Origin of the sequence: Micromonospora sp. DT81.3, from assembly GCF_049847225.1 — a bacterium.
GTDB lineage: Bacteria > Actinomycetota > Actinomycetes > Actinomycetales > Microbacteriaceae > Microbacterium.
Map to the genome: position 1 here is coordinate 148,030 of NZ_JBNCNY010000005.1, position 23,776 is coordinate 171,805.

The window sequence follows — 23,776 nt, forward strand, 5'->3', positions numbered from 1 at the left end:
ATGACTCTGCACAACGAGGCGCTGCGGGATCACGCCTGCCTGATCGTGCACGGCCCCGACCGCGCCGGGATCGTCGCCGCGGTGTCCGCCCTGATCACCCGGAACGCCGGAAACATCATCTCGCTCGACCAGTACTCCGACGACGCGTTCGGCGGCGAGTTCTTCCAGCGAGTGGTGTTCCACCGCACCGATCTGCAGGCGGCCATGCCCGAGATCGAGGCCGACCTGGCGACCACGCTCGGCGAGCTCGGCATGGAGTGGACCCTCACCGACCAGTCGATCCCGAAGCGCATGGCGATTCTGGCGTCGACATCCGATCACTGCCTGCTCGAGCTGCTGTGGCGGCACCGCCGAGGCGAGCTGCCCGTCACCATCCCGATGGTGATCTCCAACCACACCAACACGGCCGAAGACGTGCGCTCATTCGGGGTGCCGTTCTTCCACGTTCCGTCGCAGGGTCCCGACAAGTCCGCCGCCGAGGCGCAGATCGTCAAGCTGCTCGCCGGCAACGTCGACTTCGTCGTGCTCGCCCGCTACATGCAGATCCTGTCGTCGGGCTTCCTGCGCGAAATCGGCGTGCCGGTCATCAATATCCACCACTCGTTCCTGCCGGCGTTCATCGGGGCGGCCCCCTACAAGAAGGCCAAGGAGCGCGGCGTGAAGCTCATCGGCGCGACCTCGCACTACGTCACCGAAGACCTCGACGAGGGTCCGATCATCGAGCAGGACGTCGCCCGCGTGAATCACGCGATGGATGCCGCGGCCCTGCAGTCCCGAGGCGCCTATGTCGAGCGCGCGGTGCTGTCCCGTGCGGTGCAGTGGCACGCGCAGGACCGCGTCATCCGGCACGGCAACCAGACCATCGTCTTCACGGACCGACCCTGACTCCAACGGACGCCTCCACCTGAGGCTCCCCAACCCGAACAGCATCCAATCTACGAACAGAGAGGTTCACCGCAATGGCACCCAAGAATCTGCAGGAAGTGATCGACGCAGCCGCGAGCCCCGTCGAACTGCTGCGCAACTCCCAGATCGGCTCGTACATCTACCCGGTCGTGCCCGCCGACTTCCAGAACTGGATCAAGGAGCAGAAGGCCTGGCGCGACACCGCCGTGCTCTACGACCAGTCCCACCACATGGACAACCTGTTTCTGAAGGGCTCCGACGCCATCAAGCTGATCTCCGACACGGCGATCAACTCCACCGCGGTCTTCCCGGTCGACAAGGCCAAGCAGTACGTGCCGACCACGGCGGCCGGCCACGTCATCGGCGACGGCATCCTGTTCCGCGAGGCCGAGGACGAGTACGTGTACGTGGGGCGCGCGCCCGCCTCGAACTGGCTGCTGTACCACGGCGAGACGGGCGGCTACGCGAACCTCGACATCGAGATCGACCGCCGCTCGCCGTCGCGTCCATACGGGCACGAGGTGAGGCGCAAGTACTACCGCTTCCAGATCCAGGGCCCGAACGCCTGGCAGGTCATCGAGAAGCTCAATGGCGGCACGCTCGAGCAGCTGAAGTTCTTCAACATGTCGACCATGACGATCGACGGCACCACGGTGCGCACCCTCCGCCACGGCATGGCCGGGGCACCGGGTCTCGAGATCTGGGGGCCGTACGCCGATCACGACCGCATCTGGACGGCCATCGTCGAGGCCGGTGCGGAGTTCGGCCTCGTTCCCGTCGGCTCACGCGCCTACCCGTCCAACACGCTCGAGTCGGGCTGGATCCCCTCCCCGCTGCCAGCGATCTATACAGGGGCCGAGGAGCGCGGCTACCGCGAATGGCTGCCCGCGGACGGCTACGAGGCCACGGGCACGCTGGCGGGATCCTTCGTCTCCGGCAACATCGAGGACTACTACCTGACGCCCTGGGAACTGGGATACGGCAACTTCGTCAAGTTCGACCACGACTTCATCGGCCGCGACGCGCTCGAGAAGGTCGACCCGGCCTCGCAGCGCAAGAAGGTCACGCTCGCCTGGGATGCCGAGGACCTCGGCAAGGTCTGGACGTCGCTGCTGAACGTCGACGGCCCCAACTACAAGTTCTTCGACCTGCCGCTGGCGAACTACGGGTCGGCGAACTACGACTCCGTCGTGGATGAGGACGGCACCGTGGTCGGCTTCTCGATGTTCACCGGCTACAGCGCGAACGAGCGCCGCGGCCTCTCGCTCGCGACGGTCGATCCCGACGTGCCCGAGGGCACCGAGCTGAAGGTCGTCTGGGGCGAGCCGGACGGCGGCACCAAGAAGGCGAGCGTCGAGCCGCACGAGCAGATCGAAGTCCGCGCCGTGGTCAGCCCGGTGCCGTACTCGACCGTCGCCCGCGCGACCTACCACGGCGGCTGGCGCACCGGTTACAAGAACGACTGAGCCTGCAAGGCATGAGGGGGTCCGGGCACGCTCGGGCCCCCTCGTCGCATTGGTAGCCTCGGGGCCACACCAGTGAAGGAGACCGGATGAGCCTGCGGTACGCGCTGCTGGCCCTGTTGCGCGTCGGGCCCCTCTCGGGCTACGACCTGCAGAAGCAGTTCGCCGAGTCGGTCGGACACGTCTGGCATGCCCCCGACTCCCAGATCTACCCCGAGCTGCGCAAGATGGCCGACGAGGGACTGATCGAGCCGGAGGAGCAGACCCGCGGCGAACGAGGCACACGGCGCATGTACCACGTGACGGACGCCGGCGAGCAGGCGTTCCTCGCCTGGATGGACTCCCCGCTGGACTACCAGCGGGTGCGGGACCCCGCGCATCTGAAGGCCGCGTATCTCGAGTCCGCCACTCCCGAGGCCGCCCGGTCGTTCCTCCGCGCGCATATCGCGCATTATGAGGAGCTGCTCGACCAGTGGGAGGGCGAGCTGCGACGCATCGCCGCCCGCGACAACCCGATGCTCGTCCGGCGCCTCGCGGTCACGCCGCCGGAGGAGCGCGACCGGACGGTCGCCTACAAGCGCTTCGCCTACGAGGGCCTCGTCGAACGCGCCCGCGTCGAGATCGAGTGGGGCCGCTCAGGACTCGCCCTGGTCGACACCCTCGACCACTGACCCCGAGCCCGATGGGACTCGTGGCGCCGAGCGCACGGCATCCCGTCGACAGCACGGCGTCGCGACGCCGGCATCCCGTGCGCTCGGCGCTAGGCCGTGCACTCGCGTGGGGGCTGGCCCGCTTCCGCGGCCGCGCCGACTCAGAACACGTACTCCATGAGGTCGACGCCGAGGATGCGGAAGGCCTCCTGCGCCCGCAGCCGATGCGCGATGGACAGGTCGTCGAAGCACACGATCAGTGCGTACGAGATGCCGGCGCGCGGACCGGCGAGCACGCCGGCTTCGACGCGGATGCCGGCGTCCCGCCCCGTCTTGTTGATGAACAGCAGCCCGTGCTCGTCGTTCTCGTGCGCGAACGGATCGAGTCCCGTCGCGGAGGCGACCAGGCTGAGGTCGTGGTTCAGGCTGAGCCACTCCGCCACCTGGGCGCTGACGCCGGGGCTGACGACCTTGGAGTTGACCAGCGCAGCGAAGATGCCCGCGAGCTCCCCCGCCGAACCGAGCGCGAAGTGCGGGGCGTCATCCGGCCCCCGCTCGTCGCGCAGGCGATCGAGGAGCGCGGAGCGCTGCAGCCCGAGCGTCTCGATCCGCGCCCGCACGGCATCCAGCCCCACGCGCTGCAGCAGCGCGTTCGCGGCGAGGGCGTCACCCGACGCGGCGGTCAGCACGGCGAGATCGACCAGCGGCAGCGCCGGCGCCTTGAGGTGCTGCCATATTCCGCCGACGGCGACGCGTTCGACCGATGAGCGGTCGATGATCTCGAGCGGTTCGAGCGTTCCCGCCTCGAATCCGGCGGCGACCTCGATGAGCAGCGGCACGATCCCGAGCCCCGCGATGGGATGCGTCAGGTAGTCATCGCCCGAGAGCACGACGGTTGCACGGTCGAGGTCGGCGACGTGCACGGAGACACGTGCGCCGGACTCGGCGAGTTCATCGAGCGCCTTGAGCGTCGACACGAATGAACGACGTCCGACTGCCGCCCTCCTCGGCAGTCTTCTGTTGCTTCGTCGCGACCCCCGTAGCGACTCTGCGGCCCGTTGGGGCTCTGGGGGCGTGCCCACGAGAATGTGTCCTTCCGATGAGGGGGAGACGTGCATGCGCAGGGTTGCGCGAGGAACGTGCGTGCGGGGCGGTGTTCTGTTGTCAGGATGTGCAGAAGCGGATGCGGCGGCCCGGCCGCATCGCCGGGCGCCGAGCGGTCACCAGATGGTGACGCGCTGGTCCTCCTCGAGCCAGAGGGCGTCCGCCTCTGTGACACCGAACGCATCATAGAACGCGTCGATGTTGCGCACGATCTGGTTGCACCGGAACTCGTTGGGCGAGTGCGGGTCGATGGTGAGAAGACGGATGGTCTCGGCGTTCCGGCCCTTCTGCTGCCAGATCTGCGCCCACGAGAGGAGCAGGCGCTGCACACCCGTGTAGCCGTCGATCACCGGCGCCTCCGCGCCGCCGAGCGACAGCTCGTAGGCCTTGAGTGCGATGCCGAGGCCGCCGAGGTCGCCGATGTTCTCGCCGATCGTGAGCGCGCCGTTGACCACGTGATCGCCGTCGAGGCCGGCAGGCTTCAGCTCGCTGTACTGGGCGATCAGGCTGCTGGTGCGCTCCTCGAACGCCGCGCGGTCGGCATCCGTCCACCAGTCCTGCAGTTTGCCGTCGCCGTCGAACCGGCTGCCCTGGTCGTCGAACCCGTGGCCGATCTCGTGGCCGATGACCGCGCCGATGCCCCCGTAGTTGGCGGCGGCGTCGCGCTCCGGGTCGAAGAACGGGTACTGCAGGATCGCCGCCGGGAACACGATCTCGTTCATCAGCGGGTTGTAGTACGCGTTGACCGTCTGCGGTGTCATGTGCCACTCGTCGCGGTCGATCGGCTGGCCGACCTTTCCGAGCTGCCGGTCGTGCTCGGCCACATGGGCGCGCCGCACATTGCCGACCAGGTCGGCGGCGTCGATCTCGACCGCCGAGTAATCGCGCCAGGTGACCGGGTAGCCGATCTTCGGGGTGAAGGCATCGAGCTTGGCGAGGGCGCGCTCGCGCGTCTCGGGCGTCATCCACTCGAGCTTCGAGATGCTGTCACGGTAGGCCTCGATGAGGTTGGCGACCAGCACGTCCATCTGCTGCTTCGCGGCCGGCGGGAAGTGACGCTCCACGTAGACCTTGCCGATCGCCTCACCGAGGGCCGCCTCCGCGAGGCTGACGCCGCGCTTCCAACGCTCGCGATTGACGGGTACCCCGGTGAGCTGCGTGCCGTAGAACGAGAAGTTCTCGTCGACGAACTCGTCGGAGAGGAACGCCGCACCGGCGTGCACGATCTTGAAGCGCAGCCAGGCTTTCCAATCCTCGAGGCGCTCCTCGGTGAGCAGCGCGCCGAGGCCCTCGAGGAAGCTCGGCTGGTAGACGACGACCTCGGCGAAGGCGCCCTGGTGCTCGGGCGCGATCGCGTCGAGCCAGGGCGTCAGGTCGACGCCGATGAGCGCCTGCACCTCTTCCCACGTCTTGAGGTTGTAGGTGGCCATGGCGTCGCGGCTGCGCACGTTGTCCCAGTGGTGGGTGGCGAGCTCGGTCTCGAGGGCGAAGACCCGATCCGCCGCGGCCGTGGCGTCCGGGATCCCCGCGAGGTCGAGGATCCGCGCGATGTGCGCCAGGTAGGCCGCCCGGGTGTCGGTGAAGTTCTCGAGACGGTAGTAGCTCTCATCCGGCAGGGAGATGCCGCTCTGCAGGAAGAACGGCACATACCGCTGCGGGTTGCCCGGGTCCGGCTCCACATACAGGTCGATGATACCCCCGACACCGTCGCGCTCGAGGGCGCCGACCGTGCGGAGGAACGACGGGATGTCGTCGATCGCGTCGACGACCGCGAGCTGCCCGGCGAGCGGGGCGGCACCGAGCGCCGTGATGCGCTCCGTGTCCATGAAGCTCGTGTAGAGGTCGCCGATCTTGCGCGCCTCGGTGCCCGGCTCGAAGTCCCGCGACTCCTCGACGATCGTGCGCACGTCCTTTTCGGCCTGCTCCGCGATCAGGTGGAACGACCCCCAGCGGGCCTTGTCCTCCGGGATCTCGGTGCGGTCGATCCAGTTGCCGTTGACATGGCGGAACAGGTCGTCCTGGGGACGGATCTCAGCGCTCAGCTCGTCGAGTGCGAGACCGGATCGGGGGTTCTCGGTCATGACATACAGGATATGTGCCTGGGCGGCCTCCCCCGACGGCCTGGGGAGAGCGGGCGGCCGAGTCGCACGGGGTCAATAGGCTCGAAGCTGTGACGGCCGAACGGAAAGTGCGCGGCGGATTGAATCGCGACATCCTGCGCCTCGCCGTGCCCGCGCTCGGTGCGCTCGTCGCCGAACCGCTCTTTCTGATCGTGGATGCCGCGCTCGTCGGCCATCTGGGCGTCGTGCCCCTCGCCGGCCTGGGCATCGCATCAGCCGTGCTTCAGACGATCGTCGGGCTGATGGTGTTCCTCGCCTACTCCACCACACCGGCGGTCGCCCGCCGGCTCGGCGCCGGCGATCCGTCGCGCGGGGTGTCGGTCGGCATCGACGGGATGTGGCTGGCCCTCGGCATCGGCGCCGTCCTCGCGCTCGCCGGATACGCCTCGACGCCGTTCCTGGTCGGGCTCTTCGGGGCATCGCCCGAGGTGACGGAAGCCGCCGACACCTACCTCGGCATCTCGATGGGCGGGCTGCCCGCGATGCTGATCGTGTTCGCCGCCACGGGGCTGCTGCGCGGGATGCAGGACACCGTCACCCCGCTGTGGATCGCCGGGCTCGGCTTCGCCGCGAACGCGCTGCTCAACTGGCTATTCATCTACGGGTTCGGGTGGGGCATCGCGGGCTCGGCGATCGGCACGGTCGTCGCCCAGTGGGCGATGGTCGCCGCCTACGTCGCTGTCGTCGCACGCCTCGCGCGCCGCCACGCGGCATCCATCCGCCCCCATCGTGACGGCATGCGCGGATCGGCACGTGCCGGTGGCTGGCTGTTCCTGCGCACCCTCTCGCTGCGCATCGCGTTCCTGCTCTCGGTGGTGGCCGCCACGGCGCTCGGCACCCAGGAGCTGGCCGGATACCAGGTGGTGTTCACGATCTTCTCCGCCGCCGCCTTCGCCCTCGATGCCCTGGCGATCGCCGCCCAGGCGCTGATCGGCAAGGGCCTCGGCGCGGGCGACATCCCGCAGGTGCGTCGCGTATTGGGCCGGGTGGGGCGCTGGGGTCTGGCGTTCGGGGTGATCGTCGGCGGGGCGATCGCCGCGCTTTCGGGCGTTCTCGGTCTGGTGTTCACCGGCGACCCCGAGCTGGCCGCAGCGATCCAGCCGGCGCTGCTGGTGCTCGCCGTGGCCCAGCCGGTCGCGGGACTCGTGTTCGTTCTCGACGGGGTGCTGATCGGCGCCGGTGACGCGAAGTACCTGGCGGTGACCGGGGTGATCAACCTCGCCTGCTACCTGCCCCTGCTGTGGTGGGTGGTCGCGAGCGGCGTCACGGGCAGCGCCGGGCTCACCTGGCTCTCGGTGGCCTTCTTCGGCGGCTACCTGCTGGCCCGGCTGGCGACGCTGGGGTGGCGCGCACGCGGCACCCAGTGGATGGTCGTCGGAGTCACGTGACGTCGGGCGCTCCGGGCGGCGCCCTGCCGGCATCCGGTCGTCAGCACCAGCCGGGCGGCACTGTCCCGGCATCCGGTCATCAGTACCAGTTGGTCGCCTGCGAGTGGCCCCAGGCGCTGCACGGCGTGCCGTAGACCGACGAGATGTACTGCAGGCCCCAGCTGATCTGCGTCGAGGCGTTCGTCTGCCAGTCCGAGCCGGCGCTGGCCATCTTGCTGCCGGGAAGCGCCTGCGGAATGCCCGTGGCACCGCTGCCGGAGTTGTAGGCCTCGTAATTCCAGCCGGACTCCTTGCTCCACAGGGAGACGAGGCACGAGAACTGGTCGGATCCCCAGCCGTACTCGGCGGACGCCATCTGCTCGGCCGTCGCCTTCGCACCATCGACGGTATTGGCGTTGGCGAGGGCGGCGGCTGCCGCCTCGGCCTCCCGCTGCGCCTGCGCCGCGGCCTCTTCGGCGGCGCGCTGGGCCGCGGCTGCGGCCGCCGCGGCCGCTTCCTCCGCCGCCTTCTGGGCCTGCGCGGCGACGAGGCGCTCGCGCAGGGAGGTGGCGAGCGCCGACACGCGTGCCGTCTCGTCCACCGTCTTCTCGGTCAGCGCCGGCAGCATCAGCACCGGGAGCACCTCGGACGCGTCGAGCTGGTCGATGCGCGCCCTCAGTTCGGTGGTGTCGATGACGGTGCTTCCGGCGCCGAGGTCCAGGCCCGCCGCCTCGACGTCGGCCTCCAGCGACGTCACACGCCGCTCGGTCGCGTCGGCGCTTCGACGCGCGTCCTCCGCACCCTCCGTGATGTTGCGCAGAGTCTCGGCATCGCCCAGACCGGTCGGGACGCCCGCCTGCAGCGCGGTTGCGGAGGAGCCGATCTCCGTCGCGCCGGCGGGAAGGGCGGCGGTGGCCGCGCCGGTCAGCGTGACGGCGCCGATGGCGACCGCGAGCCCGAGGGCGAGAGGTGCGAAGCGGCGGGCGCGGTCGACATGGAGTATGCGGGTGCGGGCATGGCGGAGCGTGGCGCGGGAGAGCATGCGAAGAGGAACTGTCCTTCGGGTGGGGCGGCGCCGGAGCGTGCCGACGTGCTGCGTCTCGGGCAGACGCAAGTTCCCGATTCTGCGTGGCTCTTCTGGACGACTGCCCAGCGATTCCTGTACGGAACGTGTGAGCCCGACGGCGGCGTGGGCTGCTCAGCCGGCGTGCCGGCGGCACCATTCGTACATCACGACGGCCGCCGCGGCGCTCGCGTTGATCGAGCGGGTCGAGCCGTACTGAGTGATCTCGACGATGCCGGATGCCGCGGCGAGCGCCTCGCTGCTGAGGCCCGGCCCCTCCTGACCGAAGAGCAGCACACAGCGCTCGGGCAGGTCCGCGCGGTCCACGGGCACCGAGCCGTCGACGTTGTCCACGGCGATCACGGGCAGCGTCTCGGATGCGGCCCACGCGGCGAAGGCGGCGACATCCTCGTGGTGCACGACGTGCTGGTAGCGGTCGGTGACCATCGCGCCTCGTTTGTTCCACCGGCGACGGCCGATGATGTGCACCGTGTCGGCGAGGAACGCGTTGGCGCTGCGCACGATCGAGCCGATGTTCATGTCGTGCTGCCAATTCTCGATGGCCACGTGGAACGGATGGCGGCGCACATCGAGGTCCGCCACGATGGCATCCATGCGCCAGTACCGGTAGCGATCGATGACGTTGCGGGTGTCGCCGTGCGCGAGCAGCTCCGGATCGAACTCCGGATCGGCCGGCCACCCCTCGGGGCCGCCGGGCCACGGGCCGACGCCGTGCGTCGTGTGCTCGGGGGTGGGGGGCGGTGGCTCCGGCGCCCCGGCCGGCGAGCGCTCGGCCGTTGGGCGCGGTGGCTCCGGCGCCCCGGCCGGCGAGCGCTCGGCCGTGAGGGGCGGTGGCTCCGGCGGGTGTGACTCCTCGGGCGGAAGCGGGGCGTCGGCGGCTGTCACCGGATCAGGCTACCGAGGGTCGCACGCCGTACCGCATTCAGGCTGGCTGGTTCCCTCCGACCCCGGGCACCGGTTGCTGTGCCACTCCCAGCCCCCGTGCGCCCTGACTCCGGCACGCGGCCGCCTCTTTTCGGTGTGCCTAAAAGTGGGTAGAGTGTCGGCATGTATCAGGCGAAGCGGCCGAAGAGCACGGGAGACCTCCCCGCGCCGGCGACCGCCGGAGGGTCAGCAGCGCCGGGGGCGGTGTCCGCAGGCCCGGCCGCTCCGCCGCCGAAGGTGCCCCCGGGTCCGGCCCCCCCGGTCAGTGTGCCGCGTCTCGCGTGGCTGATCGGGCCGGCCCTCGTCGCCGGGGTCGCGTATCTGGACCCGGGCAACGTCGCGAGCAACATGACCGCCGGCGCGATCTACGGGTATCTGCTCGTCTGGATTGTGGTGCTCGGCAACGTCATGGCCTGGCTCATCCAGTACCTCTCGGCGAAGCTCGGGGTCGTCACGGGCGAGAGCCTGCCGGAGGTGCTCGGCCGCCGCATCCGGAACCGCTGGGCCCGCCGCGCGTACTGGATTCAGGCGGAGCTCGTCGCCATGGCGACCGACATCGCCGAGGTGATCGGCGGCGCGGTCGCGCTCAACCTGCTGTTCCAGGTGCCGCTGCTCTGGGGCGGCCTCATCACCGGTGCCGTATCGATGGGGCTCCTCGTGCTGCAGTCCCGCCGGGGTCCGCGCACGTTCGAGTTCGTGGTGATCGGGCTCATGGCCATCATCGCCATCGGATTCACGGTCGGAGTCTTCGTCGGGCCGCCCGATCCCGCCGGTGTCGTCGGGGGACTCGTGCCCCGGTTCGAGGACGCCGGTTCGGTGCTGCTCGCGGCATCCATCCTCGGCGCCACGATCATGCCGCACGCCATCTACGCGCACAGCGCCCTCGCGCGCGACCGCTTCGCGCCGGCGGGCGCCCGCGCGGTGCCCGCTACTCCTCTTCGCTGGTCGCTTCGTGCGGCATCCAGGCCCGGGAACCCACAACAAGCGACCAGCGAGCAGCCCCTGACAGAACCGGCCTCGCGCACCAGCGTCACGGCGAAGGATCTAGAGGGTGCACGGGGTGTCACGACCTCCCGCCTGCTCCGCGCCACGCGCTGGGATGTCTCGATCGCCATGATCATCGCGGGCACGGTGAACCTCTGCATCCTGCTGCTCGCGGCGGCGAACCTGGCCGGTGTGCCGGGAACCGACAGCCTTGAGGGGGCATACACCGCCCTCGCACAGACCCTGGGCCCGGCGATCGCGACGATGTTCGCCGTCGGACTGCTCGCCTCGGGTCTCGCCTCGACGTCCGTGGGCGCCTACGCGGGAGCCGAGATCATGAAGGGGCTGCTGCATGTGCGGGTGCCGCTGCTCGCCCGCCGCCTCGTGACGCTGATCCCGGCGCTGATCATCCTCGGCCTCGGCTTCGACCCGACACTCGCCCTCGTGCTGAGCCAGGTCGTGCTGTCCTTCGGCATCCCGTTCGCGCTCATCCCCCTGGTCGCGCTCACGGCGCAGGAGCGGACGCTCGGCCGGTTCCGCAACCGTCTCGGCACGACGGTCGCCGGAATCCTGGCATCCGTCTTCCTCATCGCCCTCAACGGCCTGCTCCTCTGGCTGGTCATCACGGGCGCCTGATCGACGCGGCGATCCGAGACCCGAGCCGGGGCGCGACCAGACCCGTGTCCTACCCTGGACCCGTGGCATCACCGGCAGCCGACGACTACCTCAAGACCATCTACTCGCACACCGAGTGGCAGGACGAGGCGATCACCCCGTCGGCCCTCGCGGCGAAGCTGGGGGTGGCGCCGTCGTCGGTGACCGAGATGGTGAAGAAGCTCGCGGCGGGAGGCCTGGTGTCGCACGTCCCCTATGGCGCCGTGCGCCTGACGGCCACCGGTGAGGCGCGCGCCCTGGGCATGGTCCGTCGGCACCGCCTGATCGAGACGTGGCTGGTCAGCGAATTCGGCTACGCGTGGGATGAAGTGCACGACGAGGCCGAGGTGCTGGAGCACGCCATCAGCGACCGCCTGCTGGGCAAGATCGACGAGCGGCTGGGACATCCGAGGTTCGACCCGCACGGCGACGCCATTCCGGATGCCGATGGCTCCGTGCACCGGGAGGCGTTCCTGCTGCTCGGCTCGGCGCCGGCGTCGCACGAGGGTCGGGTGCTGCGCGTGAGCGATCGGGACCCGGCCCTGCTGCGAGCGCTCGAGGGCATCGGGCTCGTCGTGGGCCGCGTCGTCACGGTGGAGGGCGGCGACCGCGTGACGCTCGGCGGCAGCACAGTCGACCTGCCGACGGGAGCCGGTGACGCGATCTGGCTGACGGCCTGAACCGAGGCGGCACACCGGGTTCCGCGGTCAGAGCGGGTCGATCGAGAACCGGCTGGGAACGAACCCGCGCATGCCGCACGCCTCGCAGCGCAGGGTCTGCAGGCCGATGGGCTTGCATGTGAACGACGCGAAGAGTTCGGCGTGTGAGGTGCAGAGCATGGACACGTCGCCGCACGTGAGGCACATGCCGGCGTGCGTCGCCCGCCCCCGGCAGCCGCACCACGCCAGGTGGCAGGGACGCTCGTCTGTCGATCGATCGACGACGACCGGCGCATCTTCCAGGACCGTGAGCACGATGAGCCTCCTCGCTCTCCCCCGCATCTCACCGGTGCGGGGTGGAGGGACTGCTCGGCGGTCACCCGGTCGCTCGTGCGGCGAGACAGCGAGCGGGCGATGACGTAGGCGTTGTCGCGTTTCTCGAAGCGTGACACAGATGCAGACGCGACACCACACGCCATGCCCGGATGCCGTATTCCGGCGTGCTGACCTCAGCGCGATCGGCGGATCAGCTCCCGCACCGCGAGGCCGTACGCCTCGGCCGGCTCGGGGTGCTCGAACGTCTGGATCGACGGCTCGTCGGCATCCAGCATCCGGTCGCTCCACCCGATCTCGACGACGAACGCGTCGCCGACGCGACTGAGCGAGCGGAACGAGCCCCGGAGCATCTCCCGGAGCTGATCCTCGCGCGGCAGCCAGATGGTCTGCTCGATGCTCACCGAGTCGAGCGCCCACTCGGTGGTGCCGTTGAACCCGAGGATCGTGCCCGTCGGATACTTGTACGGCTCGATGGTCATCTCGCTGACCGTGAAGACGTCATCCTCGATCTCGTTCTGCGTGGGCAGATCGAGCGTGAAGCGGTCGCCGGATGCCGGGTGCCACACGAGTCCCTCGGCGCGCAGGGCGGCGGCCAGCTCCCGGGAGATCACGCGGCGCCCTTCCGCAGGGTGCGTGCGGCCTTCGCGAAGGGCCAGTGCATGCCGGTCAGCCTCTCGCAGTCGGCCCACACGCGCGTCCCGACCTCAGGGTCCAGCGAGGTCTTCGAAGCCGTCTGCCGACGGGGTGCCCCGCGAGTGAGCGACGACGGACCCCAGTATTCGCCGCCTGCGATCCTCGGATCGACCAGCGCGCGGACCGGTGACCACGCCCCGTACTCCTTGCTCTGGGTGATCGGCGCCTGCAGGTTGTCGAGGAACCGCGCCCGCCGCGACGGCATGTTGACGCCGTGGATGCCGGCAGTGCGGCCGCTGACCGAATAGCCCGGGTGCGCGACCACGCTCTGAACGGGGATGCCGGACTCGCGGAGCCGCCGGTCGGCCTCGAATCCGAGCACCTGCGCGGCCACCTTCGACTGCGCGTATGCGCGCCAGCCCGTGTACCCGTCGCGCAGTTCGAGGTCGAGGGGGTCGTACGCGCCGAGACGCGTGGCCATGCTCCCGAGCCAGACCATGCGCCCGCTGGTGCGGGTGAGCGAGAGGAGCAGCTCGGCGGCGAGCACGAAGTGACCCAGCACGTTGGTGGCCAGCACGAGCTCGCGCCCGGCATCCGCCGTCACCGTGCGCGTGCGCGGTGGATGCACGATGCCGGCGTTCAGCATCACCCCGTCGATCCGGCCGCGGGCGCCGGCCGAGGCGGCGGCGGCGCGCACCGATCCGAGGTTGCTGGTGTCGAGCAGAAGCGTCTCGACCGAGGCGCCGTCCACGCGGCGCCCGATCGCCGCGCGAGAGGCGGCGAGGCGGTGGGGATTGCGGCCGCTCATGATGACGTGTGCGCCCGCCCCGGCGAGCTGTTCGCTCGAGAAGTAGCCGAGGCCGGCGTTCGCACCGGTGACGAGATAGACGCGTCCGGAGAGGTCCGGAAGGCGCTCCGGATCCCACGCGGAAGCGGCTTCGGATCGGGTCACACGTAGACCCTACGCCCGTTTTCCGGTCTCCTCGCTAGGAGGCCTAGCTAGCTTGACCGTCGACATCCTGGGTGGCGGGGGCGCCCCCGCAGCGCCCGTTCACCGGCCGGTCACGCCCGGCCCGTAGGCTGGGCGCATGGCGCGCCGCGACGAGATCGAGTGCTGGCTGACCGACATGGACGGCGTGCTGGTGCACGAGAACCGCCCCGTGCCGGGAGCCTCGGAACTGCTGGCGTACTGGCGCGACGCGGGTACACCGTTCCTGGTGCTGACGAACAACCCGATCTTCACGCCCCGCGATCTGAGCGCGCGACTGGCGCGGTCCGGCCTCGACGTGCCGGAGGAGCGCATCTGGACATCCGCGCTCGCGACCGCCGACTTCCTGCACTCGCAGCTGCCTGGTGGCACCGCGTACGTCATCGGTGAGGCGGGGCTCACGACCGCCCTGCACGAGGCCGGCTTCATCATGACCGAGTCGCAGCCCGACTACGTCGTGGTCGGCGAGACGCGCCAGTACTCCTTCGAGGCGATCACGAAGGCGATCCGGTTCATCAACGCCGGCGCGCGCTTCATCGTGACGAACCCCGATGCGACAGGCCCGACGCCGAGCGGTGTCGTGCCCGCCACCGGCGCGTTCGCGGCGCTCATCACCAAGGCCACCGGCAAGGAGCCGTACGTCGTCGGCAAGCCGAACCCGATGATGTTCCGCTCGGCGCTGAACCGCATCGGCGCGCACTCCGAGAACACCGGAATGATCGGCGACCGCATGGATACCGACATCGTCGCCGGCATCGAGGCGGGCCTGCACACGGTGCTCGTGCTGACCGGCATCAGCGATCGTGCCGAGATCGAGCGGTACCCCTTTCGTCCGAGCGAGGTGCTGGACTCCGTCGCCGATCTGCTTCCGGCAGACCCGATCGAGACCGAGCTGCCCGAAGTCATCTAGAGCAGCGTCATCTAGCCGGCTCTCCGAAGCGTCGGAGACAGCGGTATCGTCGCGGCATGGGTGCGCTCGATGACGGCGAGAAGGTGGTGGCGCCGGATGCCGCGACCTGGCGGTCGTGGCTTCAGGAGAACCACACCCGGGCGAAGGGCGCCTGGCTCGTGCGCGGGCGCCCCGGGTTCACGGATCGCTACGTGCCGTACGAGGACGCGATCCGCCAGGCGCTCTGCTTCGGATGGATCGATGGCCCCGTGCGCACGTTCGACGAAGAGACCGGCGGGCTGTGGTTCTCGCCCCGGCGCCCCAGCAGCGGGTGGGCGGCGACGAACAAGGCACGGCTGATCGAGCTCGAGGCGGCCGGGCTCATGGCGGATGCCGGCATCCGGGCCGTCGAGCAGGCCAGGGCGAACGGATCGTGGACGATCCTCGACCGCGCCGAGGCGATGATCGAGCCGCCCGAACTCGCAGCCGCGCTCGACGCCGAGCCCGCGGCGCGGCAGAACTGGGACGCCTTCCCGCCCTCGGCGCGCAAGTTCGGCATAGCGGCCGTGGATGCGGCCAAGCGTCCCGAGACCCGCGACGCCCGCGTGGCGAAGATCGTGGCGGATGCCGCGAACGGAAAGAGGCCGCTGTGAACGAACAGGCCCTGCTCTATGCCGTGACGGTCATCGTGCTGCTCGGCACGCTCATCGTGTTCGGGGTGGCGTGGTGGAGGGGACGCGGTCGCGGGGACTGACCCCGACCGGCGCGGGCTCGGCCCTACTGCGGGTCGAGCTGCAGGTCCTCGAGGGTGATCGCCGCACGCCACTCGAGCCCCGCCGCCTCGACGGCGGCCTGGGCCCCGGTCGCCCGGTCGACGATGACGGCCACCGCGACGACCTCCGCCCCCACCTTGCGCAGGGCTTCGACGGCCTTCAGCGCTGACTGACCCGTGGTCGAGGTGTCTTCGACGACCACGACACGTTTTCCCGCGACATCCGCCCCTTCGACCTGCCTGCCACGGCCGTGGTCCTTGGGCTCCTTGCGGACGACGAAGGCGTCGACCGGTGTCTCGGTGCGCGCCGATTCGTGCATGATCGCGTTCGCGATGGGGTCGGCCCCGAGGGTGAGTCCACCGACGGCGGCGACGCCGGGGATGTCATGGATCAGGTCCAGCATGATGCGCCCGATCGCCGGCGCCGCCCGATGATCGAGCGTGAGCTTGCGCATGTCGACGTAGTACGACGCCTTCCTGCCGCTCGAGAGGGTGAAGTCCCCGTGGAACACCGCCTCGTCCCTGACGAGGGCGATCAGGCCATGGCGGTCGGCCTCGAGTTCGGGTGTGGAGGCGGTCATCCCCCGATTCTAGGGCGGCGCCGCGCGGGGGCTGAGCGTCGGCCGTCCGCCCTAGGCTTGATCCATGCGCCTGGCCACCTGGAATGTCAACTCGATCCGCGCACGCGTCACCCGCACACTCGACTTCGCCGTGCGCGAGGGCATCGACGTGCTGGCGATGCAGGAGATCAAGTGCACGCCGGAGCAGTTCCCGACCGAGGAGTTCGAAGACGCCGGCTACCACGTCGTCGCGCACGGGCTGAATCAATGGAACGGCGTCGCCATCGCGAGCCGCGAGCCGATCGAAGACGTCGAGCATGCCTTTCCCGGAATGCCCGGATTCGCGAAGGGGCACTCGGGCATCGACGCACCGCAGGAGGCGCGGGCGATCGGCGGCACGATCGGCGGCATCCGGGTATGGAGCCTCTACGTGCCCAACGGCCGCTCGCTGGGCGACCCGCACTACTACTACAAGCTCGACTGGCTCACCGCCCTCGCGCAGTACACGCAGGAGACGCTGACCCGGACGCCCGACAAGGCTCTGGCCCTCGTCGGCGATTTCAACATCGCGCCGACGGATGCCGACAACGGCGATCCCGCCGTGCAGCCCGGCTTCTCCACCCACGTGAGCGAGCTCGAGCGTGCCGCCTTCCAGGCGCTCGAGGCCGCGGGGCTGCAGGATGTCGTCCGCCCGCTCGTTCCCTCGGGGTACACGTACTGGGACTACAAGCGGCTGCGCTTCCCCAAGAACGAGGGCATGCGCATCGACTTCATCCTCGGCTCGAAGGCGTTCGCCGACGCCGTCGCCGCCGCCGCGATCCATCGCAACGAGCGCAAGGGCGAAGTGCCGAGCGACCATGTTCCCGTCGTCGTGGACCTGGCCCTCGAGACCCCGGAGGACGACGACGACCGTCCCATGATCTTCGGCTGAGCCTGTCGAAGCCTGAGCCTGTCGAAGCCTGAGCCTGTCGAAGCCTGAGCCCGTCGAAGCCTCACCCTCTCGAAGCCTGAGACTGTCGAAGCCTGACGACCTGCCGTCAGTCGTCGGGGTTCGGTGCGGGAGTGCAGTCGTCCGGCAGGAAGTTGCCGCTCAGTGTGAAGTCCTCGCACGTGAGGAACTGCGATTGGTTGAGCCCGAGCACGAACGACGCGATGGCGATGCCCAGCACGACGAGCGCGATGAGCCATTTGGTTCGGCGAGTGGTCACGGTGGCGAAGTCCGGCCACACGATGCGCACCAGCACCCACAGGGTGAACGGGACGCCGATGAGCACCGCACCGATCGCCGCGAGGTCGGCGAGCGCAACCAGCATGTCCTCCGTCTCGCCGACGACGAACAGCAGCACGATGTATGCCGAGGGCACCAGCAGGACGAGAGCGCGGGCCAACCTCGCGCCGACCGGCTGGCGCTCCACGAGCACGAACACGAACGCCGCGGTCGAGGCCGCCCAGAGGGTGAGGATCTGGTCGAAGAAGAGCTCGCCGTACACGCCGAGGGTGAAGGCCGGCCACCACACGACGACAGACATGCCGACCATGACGACGCCGACGGGCACATCCCGACGCTGGCGTGCGAGCAGCTCCCTGTCGTCGCTCATGGCGCGAATCTAGCGCACCGCTCCGCCCGGCGACGGGAACGTCAGGCCGCGGCGCCCAGCGGGGGGATGTGGAAGGTGGCGGCGAAGCGCTCGAGCAGCGACGCGTCGCCCATCACGACGGCGAGCACGTCCTGGTCGATCGCCTCACCAGGCGACAGCGCACCGGAGATGACGTGCCGGATGCCGGGGCCGGCGGCGATCACGACGTCGGGCTGACCGGCCGGCGGGCGTCCGCCGACGGGCGGAGCCGGCGGCGAGAGCTGGATGATCGACAGCTCGTCCCCGGCGACCCGCACGCGGAGCACGACCTCCCCGATGTGCACCTCGTAGTCGGCGGGCGGCAGGTCGGCCGCGGCATCCGCCCGGAAAGCCGTGCGGAACGCCATCGTCATCGAGTCCGCCGTGACGATGTCACCCTCCCCCGGATCGCCCATCGACTGGAAGCCCCAGCGGCCGAGGGCGAGCACGATGTCCTCCAGCCCGCGGCCGTACGGGGTGAGCTCGTAGACGAGCCCGCAGTTCATCAGCGGCACGCGGCGCACGACACCGGCATCCTGCAGCTCCTTCAAACGGGTGCTGAGGATGTTCGTCGGGATGCGCGGGAGCCCCTGTTTGAGGTCGGTGTAGCGCCGCGGCCCGACGAGCAGGTCGCGAACGATGAGCATCGCCCATCGTTCGCCGACCAGCTCGACGGCGTTGGTGACCCCGCAGTACTGCCCGTAGCTGCGCGCTGCCATGGTCTGGGCTACGCCGAGGCGCCCTGTTCCGCCATGTAGGCCTCGGGACCCTGCTCGGCGGCCTTCGGGTCCATGTAGAGGAACTCGAGGATGTTGCCGTCCGGGTCCTCCAGGTCGCGGTTGTACATGAAGCCGTAGTCCTGCACCGGACGCGGCTCCGACCCACCGGCCGCCAGCCCCGCCTCGAGTGTCTTGTCCACGTCTTCGCGCGAGTCGCGGCTGATCGCGATGAGCGCCTGTGCGCTGGTCTTCGTGTCGGCGACGGCTTTGTCGGTGAACGTGGCGAAGTACTCCTTGGTCAGCACCATGAAGTAGATGTTGTCGTCGATGACGATGCACGCCGCGTTCTCGTCGGTGAAGAGCGGGTTGATGCCGAAGCCGAGCGACGTGTAGAAGGACTTCGCGCGGTCGAGGTCGTTCGTCGGCAGGTTGACGAAGATGCTGCTCATGACTGCTCCTAGGGGTCGTGTGCGGTGATGGTGGATGCCGCAGGTGCGGCGATGAGCCGATACTTGCAAAAAGCAACCGTGCTTGTCAATAACAAGTTCGAAAGCGTTCCTCCCCCGCGCGACGGATGCCGCGGGTCGGCCCTCCCCCGTACCGTGGAGGCATGGGAACCCCCGACATCCCGCCGCGCCCCAGGCCCACCGCGCGGGAGCTTCGAGGCGACATCGTGCTCGCTGTGGTCATCCTCGTCGGCGCCGTCTTCAGCGCCGCGCTCTCGTCGATCGCCGGCGTCTACGGAGACGAGCAGGCACCTCTCCCCCTCGCGGTCGGCTATGCGTTCGCCCTTGCCGCCCCGCTGGCCGTCCGGCGCCGGTGGCCATCGGTCGTCGCGGTGCTGGTGTCGCTCGCGTACTTCGTCGCCGTGACGCTGCACATCCCCGAGATCTACGTCGGCAACATCGCGATGTTCATCGCCCTCTACACGGTGGGCGCCTGGTCGACGGACCGGCGTCGCGCCGCCATCGTGCGCATCGCGATCATCATCGGCATGTTCGCGTGGCTTCTAGTGGTGATGTACCGCGACGCGATCGAGCAGGCGGATGACGCGGAAGTCATGGCCGGCGCCTTCTCGCCCTTCCTCGCGTACATGCTGATCACGACCATGGTCAACGTGCTGTACTTCGGCGGCGCATACTACTTCGGCGAGCGGGCATGGGCCTCCGCCGCCCAGAGGGCGGCGCTCGAGCAGCGCACGCTGGACCTCGAGCGGGAACGGGAGCTGACGGGGGCGCAGGCCGTCGCACTCGACCGCGTGCGCATCGCGCGCGAGCTGCACGACGTCGTCGCCCATCACGTGTCGGTGATGGGCGTGCAGGCGGGTGCGGCGCGGGCCGTGATCGACCGCGATCCGGCGGCCGCGAAGACCCTGCTGGCCGGGGTCGAGGAGTCGGCGCGCGAGGCGATCCGAGATCTCCGCAACCTGCTCGAGACCCTGCGAGCCCCCGAGGGCCCGGATGCCGCGACCGCGCCGGACGGGAGCATCGACGACCCGTCGACGGTCGGTCTCGACGACCTCGATGCCCTCGCGACCGCGTCGACCTCGGCCGGGCTCGCGACGACCATGACCGTCGTCGGCGACCCGGTCCCCATCGCCGGGGTGGTGCAGGTCAACCTGTATCGCGTCGCCCAGGAGGCCCTGACGAACGCACGCCGGCACGCCGGCACCGGCGCGACCGCGGAGGTGCGCCTGCGCTACGCCGACGACACCGTCGAGCTGGAGATCACGAACACCGGCCGTGCGGTGGGCGCCGTGAGCCCCGGTCTCGGTCACCTCGGCATGCGGGAGCGCGCCGCGGCATCGGGCGGGACGATCGACACCGGTCCCCGTGAACGCGGCGGATTCCGGGTGCGCGTGCGGGTGCCGATCGCGCGGCCGGCCGCGCAGTCCGGAGCCCCTGCAGCATCCGGCACAGAAGGATCCGGCACTGGGCCATCCGACGCCGACGCGCCCGCCGCCGGAGCGATCGCTCGATGATCCGCGTGCTGCTGGTGGATGATCACGCGGTCCTGCGCACCGGCTTCCGCACGATCCTCGAGGCGCAGGACGGCATCACGGTCGTCGGCGAGGCGGCGACCGGCGCGGAGGCGGTGGCCGCGGCCTCCGCGCTTCGCCCCGACGTGATCTGCATGGACGTGCAGATGCCCGACATGGACGGCATCGCCGCGACCCGCCGGATCGTCGCGGACCCGGACGTGCCGTCATCCGTCGTCATCGTCACCACCTTCGACCGCGACGACTACCTCTTCGCCGCCCTCGACGCCGGCGCCAGCGGCTTCCTGCTGAAGAACGCCGGCCCCGAGGAGCTGGTCTCCGCCGTGCGGGTCGTCGCGGGCGGCGACGCCCTGCTGGCCCCCGAGGTCACGCGGCGGGTGATCGAGCGGTTCGCCGCCCAGCAGCGCCATGCGGGGGATGCGGCGGCGGAGGGAGTGGCCCAGACAGCGCCGCCCGCTCCCGGTGCCGGGCCCGCCATCCACGCCGAGCCCCTGACCGAGCGCGAAGCCGAGGTGCTGCGACTGCTGGCGCAGGCGATGAGCAACGCGGAGATCGCGCAGCGCCTCTACATCGGCGAGGCCACCGTCAAGACCCACGTCTCCAAGGTGCTGCAGAAGCTCGGAGCGCGCGACCGCGTGCAGGCGGCGGTCATCGCGCACCGCAGCGGACTCACCTGAGTCCCCTTCGCGAGGCTGATCGCGTGCGCAGCGCGATAATCCGTCGCCCGGCGGATGCCTGCGGCGAACGTCCTCCGTACCGTGGAGGCATGACCTCAGGACAGTTGGAACTCCGCGGCATCACGAAGAGCTACGGCGACCGGCGGGTGCTCGATGACGTCGCCTTCACCGTGTCGCCCGGTCGGCTCACCGGCTTCGTCGGCGGCAACGGCGCCGGCAAGACGACCACCATGCGCATCGTGCTCGGCGTGCTGAGCAAGGACAAGGGCGAGGTGCTGCTCGGCGGCACCCCCCTGACGACGGCGGACCGGCGCCGCTTCGGCTATATGCCCGAGGAGCGGGGACTGTACCCGCGCATGAAGGTGGTCGAACACATCGTCTACCTCGCGCGCCTGCACGGCTTCGAACGGGCGGATGCCACGGTGCGGGCCACCGCGCTGCTCCAGGAGCTCGGGCTCGGCGAGCGGCTGAACGACAACGTCGAGACCCTTTCGCTGGGAAACCAGCAGCGTGCGCAGATCGCCGCCGCGCTCGTGCACGACCCGCAGGTGCTGATCCTCGACGAGCCGTTCTCGGGCCTGGACCCCCTCGCGGTCGACGTCGTTGCCGGCGTGCTGCAGGGGAGGGCCGAGCGGGGCTGCGCCATCCTGTTCTCCTCGCACCAGCTCGATGTCGTCGAGCGCCTGTGCGATGACCTCGTCATCATCGCCGGCGGCACGATCCGGGCCGCCGGATCGCGCGAGGGCCTGCGCACGCAGCACTCCACGAGCAGGTACGAGCTGCTCTCGGCCGGCGACGCGGGGTGGTTGCGCTCCGAGCCCGGGGTCGAGGTGGTCGACTTCGACGGCGGCTACGCCCTCTTCGACGTGGACTCCGGCGAGACCGCGCAGCGTGTGCTGCGACGCGCCGTCGACCACGGCGATGTGGCCAGCTTCGCCCCGCAGCATCCGTCCCTCGCACAGATCTTCAAGGAGGTCATCCAGTGAGCACCGCACGCCCCTTCTCGCCCGCGGGCACCGTTCCGCCCGCACCGCGCGAGCTGACCAGCGTCTGGCTCGTCGCCGAGCGCGAGATCGCCTCGAAGCTGCGCAGCAAGGCCTTCGTGATCTCGACCCTGATCCTCTTCGTCGCGGCCCTCGCCACGATCGTGATCGGCGGCTTCGCCGCCCAGAACCAGGAGGACACGAGGGTCGCCGTGACCGCGGAGACCACGCAGGTCGTCGAGGGGATCGACGGCGTCGAGACCACCGAGGTCGCCGACCGCGCGGAGGCGGAGCAGCTCGTGGAGGCCGGCGACGTGGATGCCGCGCTGGTGCCGGATGCCGCGGCATCCGGCCCGTTCGACTACGTGGTGCTCGCCGACGACGAGGCACCCACGACGCTGGTGATGTCGCTCGCCCAGGTGCCCCAGGTGGTGCTTCTGAATCCCGACGACAGCAACCCCGCGATCAGGTACTTCGTCGCCATCGGGTTCGGCATCGTCTTCCTGCTCGCCGCCTCCATCTTCGGAGGGACGATCGCCCAGAGCGTCGTCGAGGAGAAGCAGACGCGGGTCGTCGAGCTGCTGATCTCGGCCATCCCCTCGCGTTCCCTGCTGGCCGGCAAGGTGATCGGGAACACGATCCTCGCGATGGGTCAGATTTTGGGACTCGCCGCCATCGCGATCGTCGGACTGATGGTCACGGGGCAGAGCGAGCTGCTCGCGGGGCTGGGCGCACCGATCCTGTGGTTCGCGGTGTTCTTCCTCTTCGGGTTCATCCTGCTGGCGTCGCTGTTCGCCGCGGCCGGCGCGATGGTCTCCCGGCAGGAGGACATCGGGTCGACGACCACGCCGCTCACCATGCTGATCATGGCGCCGTACTTCCTCGTGATCTTCTTCAACGACAACCCGACGGTGCTGGCGATCATGTCGTACGTGCCGTTCTCGGCACCGGTCGGCATGCCCATGCGGCTCTTCCTCGGCGAGGCGCAGTGGTGGGAGCCGATCCTTTCGCTCGCCATCCTCATCGCCACGTGCATCGGGGCGATCGTGGTGGGCGCGAAGATCTACGAGAACTCGCTGCTGCGGATGGGCGCCCGGGTGAAGCTGCGCGAGGCCCTCGCCGGCTGAACGCGCTTCACCGGGATGCCGGCGGGTTGCGGTCTGTGTGCAGCGCCGTGAACAGCGAGTAGGTCTCGCCGTCGGCATCCGGTCCGCGTTCCTTGAACTCGTTGACGAGCTCGGAGAGGCGATCCTGCAACTCGGCCTTGTGCTGCGCGTTGAGCTTCAGGCCGAGCCAGGTGGCGTCGAGGTCTCCGGGAGGCAGCCCCTCGATCTGCTGCAGGAAGGTTTCGACGAGCACCGGTGAGCCCTCCGGCATCGAGGTGTTCCATGACAGTCCGGTCGCCCGATACGGGATCTCGCGCGCGCCCTGGGCACCCGAGCGCTCGGGTTGCGCCGCGAGGAAGCCGGTCTGCACGAGCGTGCGCACGTGGTGCAGCATCGTGCCGGGATTCACGCCGAGCAGCTCCGCGAGCTCCTTGTTCGTTCGTGACTCGAACGCGCAGAGGCGCAGCACGCGCAGCCGCAGCGGCGAGCTCAGCGCCCTGGCCATCGCCTGGGCGGTCGCATCGGTGTCGTCCGGACTCAGGACGAGCCGTTCCTCCGTCATGCCCCCACCCTAGCGAACCGA

The 23,776-nt window shown here is 69.8% G+C and carries 25 protein-coding genes; 13 read left to right on the forward strand and 12 right to left on the reverse strand.

Annotation, left to right across the window (positions count from 1 at the left end; all coding sequences use genetic code 11):
* From purU to ACPW96_RS12920, 3 genes are all read left to right on the forward strand, one after another.
* Complete coding sequence (gene purU / locus ACPW96_RS12910; RefSeq protein ID WP_425821283.1) at positions 1-885, forward strand: formyltetrahydrofolate deformylase; 885 nt, start codon at positions 1-3, stop codon at positions 883-885.
* 74 nt (positions 886-959) lie between these two features.
* Positions 960-2,372: a vanillate/3-O-methylgallate O-demethylase gene (ligM, locus tag ACPW96_RS12915; protein WP_425883557.1), complete on the forward strand. Its 1,413-nt coding sequence runs from the start codon at positions 960-962 to the stop codon at positions 2,370-2,372.
* Between the two features lie 86 nt (positions 2,373-2,458).
* On the forward strand, positions 2,459-3,040 hold the full coding sequence (locus ACPW96_RS12920) for a PadR family transcriptional regulator (RefSeq protein WP_425883559.1): 582 nt from the start codon (positions 2,459-2,461) through the stop codon (positions 3,038-3,040).
* Positions 3,041-3,180: 140 nt separating this feature from the next.
* Here the strand turns inward: ACPW96_RS12920 and ACPW96_RS12925 are convergent, their stop codons facing one another.
* Both ACPW96_RS12925 and ACPW96_RS12930 read right to left on the reverse strand, forming a co-directional pair.
* Positions 3,181-3,996, reverse strand: coding sequence for a serine hydrolase (locus tag ACPW96_RS12925; protein ID WP_425883561.1), 816 nt, complete (start codon positions 3,994-3,996; stop codon positions 3,181-3,183).
* A gap of 243 nt (positions 3,997-4,239) precedes the next feature.
* Positions 4,240-6,204: a M13 family metallopeptidase gene (locus ACPW96_RS12930; RefSeq protein ID WP_425883562.1), complete on the reverse strand. Its 1,965-nt coding sequence runs from the start codon at positions 6,202-6,204 to the stop codon at positions 4,240-4,242.
* 89 nt (positions 6,205-6,293) lie between these two features.
* Between ACPW96_RS12930 and ACPW96_RS12935 the strand changes: the two genes are divergently transcribed.
* Entirely contained in the window at positions 6,294-7,631 is a 1,338-nt protein-coding gene (locus tag ACPW96_RS12935) for an MATE family efflux transporter (RefSeq protein WP_425883563.1), read from the forward strand.
* Positions 7,632-7,710: 79 nt separating this feature from the next.
* On the opposite strand, the gene ACPW96_RS12940 is transcribed toward ACPW96_RS12935, so the two are convergent.
* Complete coding sequence (locus tag ACPW96_RS12940; RefSeq protein ID WP_425883565.1) at positions 7,711-8,652, reverse strand: hypothetical protein; 942 nt, start codon at positions 8,650-8,652, stop codon at positions 7,711-7,713.
* 156 nt (positions 8,653-8,808) lie between these two features.
* The gene (locus tag ACPW96_RS12945; protein ID WP_425883566.1) at positions 8,809-9,579 is read right to left on the reverse strand and encodes a TrmH family RNA methyltransferase; all 771 of its coding nucleotides are present in this window, start codon (positions 9,577-9,579) and stop codon (positions 8,809-8,811) included.
* A gap of 162 nt (positions 9,580-9,741) precedes the next feature.
* Between ACPW96_RS12945 and ACPW96_RS12950 the strand changes: the two genes are divergently transcribed.
* Both ACPW96_RS12950 and ACPW96_RS12955 read left to right on the forward strand, forming a co-directional pair.
* Positions 9,742-11,238, forward strand: a complete 1,497-nt coding sequence (locus ACPW96_RS12950; RefSeq protein WP_425883568.1) for an Nramp family divalent metal transporter — start codon at positions 9,742-9,744, stop codon at positions 11,236-11,238.
* A 62-nt stretch (positions 11,239-11,300) separates the two neighbouring features.
* On the forward strand, positions 11,301-11,936 hold the full coding sequence (locus tag ACPW96_RS12955; RefSeq protein WP_425883569.1) for a metal-dependent transcriptional regulator: 636 nt from the start codon (positions 11,301-11,303) through the stop codon (positions 11,934-11,936).
* Positions 11,937-11,963: 27 nt separating this feature from the next.
* On the opposite strand, the gene ACPW96_RS12960 is transcribed toward ACPW96_RS12955, so the two are convergent.
* The 3 genes from ACPW96_RS12960 to ACPW96_RS12970 form a co-directional block, all read right to left on the reverse strand.
* Entirely contained in the window at positions 11,964-12,230 is a 267-nt protein-coding gene (locus tag ACPW96_RS12960; RefSeq protein WP_425821292.1) for a hypothetical protein, read from the reverse strand.
* A 194-nt stretch (positions 12,231-12,424) separates the two neighbouring features.
* On the reverse strand, positions 12,425-12,862 hold the full coding sequence (locus tag ACPW96_RS12965; protein ID WP_425821293.1) for a pilus assembly protein CpaE: 438 nt from the start codon (positions 12,860-12,862) through the stop codon (positions 12,425-12,427).
* The gene (locus ACPW96_RS12970; RefSeq protein WP_425883570.1) at positions 12,859-13,836 is read right to left on the reverse strand and encodes an SDR family NAD(P)-dependent oxidoreductase; all 978 of its coding nucleotides are present in this window, start codon (positions 13,834-13,836) and stop codon (positions 12,859-12,861) included. Before ACPW96_RS12970 ends, ACPW96_RS12965 begins: the two co-directional genes overlap by 4 nt.
* A 136-nt stretch (positions 13,837-13,972) precedes the next feature.
* Between ACPW96_RS12970 and ACPW96_RS12975 the strand changes: the two genes are divergently transcribed.
* Positions 13,973-14,782 (forward strand): HAD-IIA family hydrolase, encoded by an 810-nt coding sequence (locus ACPW96_RS12975; RefSeq protein ID WP_425821295.1) that lies wholly within the window; start codon positions 13,973-13,975, stop codon positions 14,780-14,782.
* A gap of 56 nt (positions 14,783-14,838) precedes the next feature.
* Positions 14,839-15,414 carry a YdeI/OmpD-associated family protein gene (locus ACPW96_RS12980; protein WP_425821296.1) on the forward strand — a complete coding sequence of 192 codons (576 nt, stop codon included), beginning with the start codon at positions 14,839-14,841 and terminating at the stop codon, positions 15,412-15,414.
* Between the two features lie 124 nt (positions 15,415-15,538).
* Here ACPW96_RS12980 and pyrE read toward each other — a convergent pair whose 3' ends face one another.
* Positions 15,539-16,114, reverse strand: coding sequence for an orotate phosphoribosyltransferase (gene pyrE / locus ACPW96_RS12985; RefSeq protein WP_425883572.1), 576 nt, complete (start codon positions 16,112-16,114; stop codon positions 15,539-15,541).
* Between the two features lie 64 nt (positions 16,115-16,178).
* Between pyrE and ACPW96_RS12990 the strand changes: the two genes are divergently transcribed.
* A complete protein-coding gene (locus ACPW96_RS12990) occupies positions 16,179-17,024 on the forward strand; it encodes an exodeoxyribonuclease III (RefSeq protein WP_425821298.1) in 846 nt (281 codons plus the stop codon).
* A 106-nt stretch (positions 17,025-17,130) separates the two neighbouring features.
* Here ACPW96_RS12990 and ACPW96_RS12995 read toward each other — a convergent pair whose 3' ends face one another.
* From ACPW96_RS12995 to ACPW96_RS13005, 3 genes are read right to left on the reverse strand one after another with little or no spacing between them, the layout of a single operon-like run.
* A complete protein-coding gene (locus tag ACPW96_RS12995) occupies positions 17,131-17,691 on the reverse strand; it encodes a hypothetical protein (RefSeq protein WP_425821299.1) in 561 nt (186 codons plus the stop codon).
* Positions 17,692-17,732: 41 nt separating this feature from the next.
* On the reverse strand, positions 17,733-18,428 hold the full coding sequence (locus tag ACPW96_RS13000) for a winged helix-turn-helix transcriptional regulator (protein ID WP_425883574.1): 696 nt from the start codon (positions 18,426-18,428) through the stop codon (positions 17,733-17,735).
* Between the two features lie 8 nt (positions 18,429-18,436).
* Complete coding sequence (locus ACPW96_RS13005) at positions 18,437-18,877, reverse strand: VOC family protein (protein WP_425883575.1); 441 nt, start codon at positions 18,875-18,877, stop codon at positions 18,437-18,439.
* A 161-nt stretch (positions 18,878-19,038) separates the two neighbouring features.
* Between ACPW96_RS13005 and ACPW96_RS13010 the strand changes: the two genes are divergently transcribed.
* The 4 genes from ACPW96_RS13010 (at position 19,039) to ACPW96_RS13025 (ending at position 23,214) form a co-directional block, all read left to right on the forward strand.
* Positions 19,039-20,409, forward strand: coding sequence for a sensor histidine kinase (locus ACPW96_RS13010; RefSeq protein WP_425883577.1), 1,371 nt, complete (start codon positions 19,039-19,041; stop codon positions 20,407-20,409).
* Positions 20,406-21,104 (forward strand): response regulator, encoded by a 699-nt coding sequence (locus ACPW96_RS13015; protein WP_425883578.1) that lies wholly within the window; start codon positions 20,406-20,408, stop codon positions 21,102-21,104. The genes ACPW96_RS13010 and ACPW96_RS13015 overlap by 4 nt, the downstream gene beginning before the upstream one ends.
* 89 nt (positions 21,105-21,193) lie before the next feature.
* Complete coding sequence (locus ACPW96_RS13020; RefSeq protein WP_425883580.1) at positions 21,194-22,090, forward strand: ABC transporter ATP-binding protein; 897 nt, start codon at positions 21,194-21,196, stop codon at positions 22,088-22,090.
* Positions 22,087-23,214, forward strand: coding sequence for an ABC transporter permease (locus ACPW96_RS13025; RefSeq protein ID WP_425883582.1), 1,128 nt, complete (start codon positions 22,087-22,089; stop codon positions 23,212-23,214). Before ACPW96_RS13020 ends, ACPW96_RS13025 begins: the two co-directional genes overlap by 4 nt.
* Before the next feature lie 7 nt (positions 23,215-23,221).
* Here ACPW96_RS13025 and ACPW96_RS13030 read toward each other — a convergent pair whose 3' ends face one another.
* Positions 23,222-23,755 (reverse strand): ArsR/SmtB family transcription factor, encoded by a 534-nt coding sequence (locus ACPW96_RS13030; RefSeq protein WP_425883584.1) that lies wholly within the window; start codon positions 23,753-23,755, stop codon positions 23,222-23,224.
* Positions 23,756-23,776 lie beyond the last annotated feature (21 nt).

What these genes read in the sequence shown, in the direction of transcription:
- purU (WP_425821283.1), top strand. Translation starts at nt 1, where the DNA reads ATGACTCTGCACAACGAGGCGCTGCGGGATCACGCCTGCCTGATCGTG.
- ligM (WP_425883557.1), top strand. Translation starts at nt 960, where the DNA reads ATGGCACCCAAGAATCTGCAGGAAGTGATCGACGCAGCCGCGAGCCCC.
- ACPW96_RS12920 (WP_425883559.1), top strand. Translation starts at nt 2,459, where the DNA reads ATGAGCCTGCGGTACGCGCTGCTGGCCCTGTTGCGCGTCGGGCCCCTC.
- ACPW96_RS12930 (WP_425883562.1), bottom strand. Translation starts at nt 6,204, where the DNA reads ATGACCGAGAACCCCCGATCCGGTCTCGCACTCGACGAGCTGAGCGCT.
- ACPW96_RS12940 (WP_425883565.1), bottom strand. Translation starts at nt 8,652, where the DNA reads ATGCTCTCCCGCGCCACGCTCCGCCATGCCCGCACCCGCATACTCCAT.
- ACPW96_RS12950 (WP_425883568.1), top strand. Translation starts at nt 9,742, where the DNA reads ATGTATCAGGCGAAGCGGCCGAAGAGCACGGGAGACCTCCCCGCGCCG.
- ACPW96_RS12975 (WP_425821295.1), top strand. Translation starts at nt 13,973, where the DNA reads ATGGCGCGCCGCGACGAGATCGAGTGCTGGCTGACCGACATGGACGGC.
- ACPW96_RS12980 (WP_425821296.1), top strand. Translation starts at nt 14,839, where the DNA reads ATGGGTGCGCTCGATGACGGCGAGAAGGTGGTGGCGCCGGATGCCGCG.
- pyrE (WP_425883572.1), bottom strand. Translation starts at nt 16,114, where the DNA reads ATGACCGCCTCCACACCCGAACTCGAGGCCGACCGCCATGGCCTGATC.
- ACPW96_RS12990 (WP_425821298.1), top strand. Translation starts at nt 16,179, where the DNA reads ATGCGCCTGGCCACCTGGAATGTCAACTCGATCCGCGCACGCGTCACC.
- ACPW96_RS12995 (WP_425821299.1), bottom strand. Translation starts at nt 17,691, where the DNA reads ATGAGCGACGACAGGGAGCTGCTCGCACGCCAGCGTCGGGATGTGCCC.
- ACPW96_RS13000 (WP_425883574.1), bottom strand. Translation starts at nt 18,428, where the DNA reads ATGGCAGCGCGCAGCTACGGGCAGTACTGCGGGGTCACCAACGCCGTC.
- ACPW96_RS13005 (WP_425883575.1), bottom strand. Translation starts at nt 18,877, where the DNA reads ATGAGCAGCATCTTCGTCAACCTGCCGACGAACGACCTCGACCGCGCG.
- ACPW96_RS13010 (WP_425883577.1), top strand. Translation starts at nt 19,039, where the DNA reads ATGGGAACCCCCGACATCCCGCCGCGCCCCAGGCCCACCGCGCGGGAG.
- ACPW96_RS13015 (WP_425883578.1), top strand. Translation starts at nt 20,406, where the DNA reads ATGATCCGCGTGCTGCTGGTGGATGATCACGCGGTCCTGCGCACCGGC.
- ACPW96_RS13020 (WP_425883580.1), top strand. Translation starts at nt 21,194, where the DNA reads ATGACCTCAGGACAGTTGGAACTCCGCGGCATCACGAAGAGCTACGGC.
- ACPW96_RS13030 (WP_425883584.1), bottom strand. Translation starts at nt 23,755, where the DNA reads ATGACGGAGGAACGGCTCGTCCTGAGTCCGGACGACACCGATGCGACC.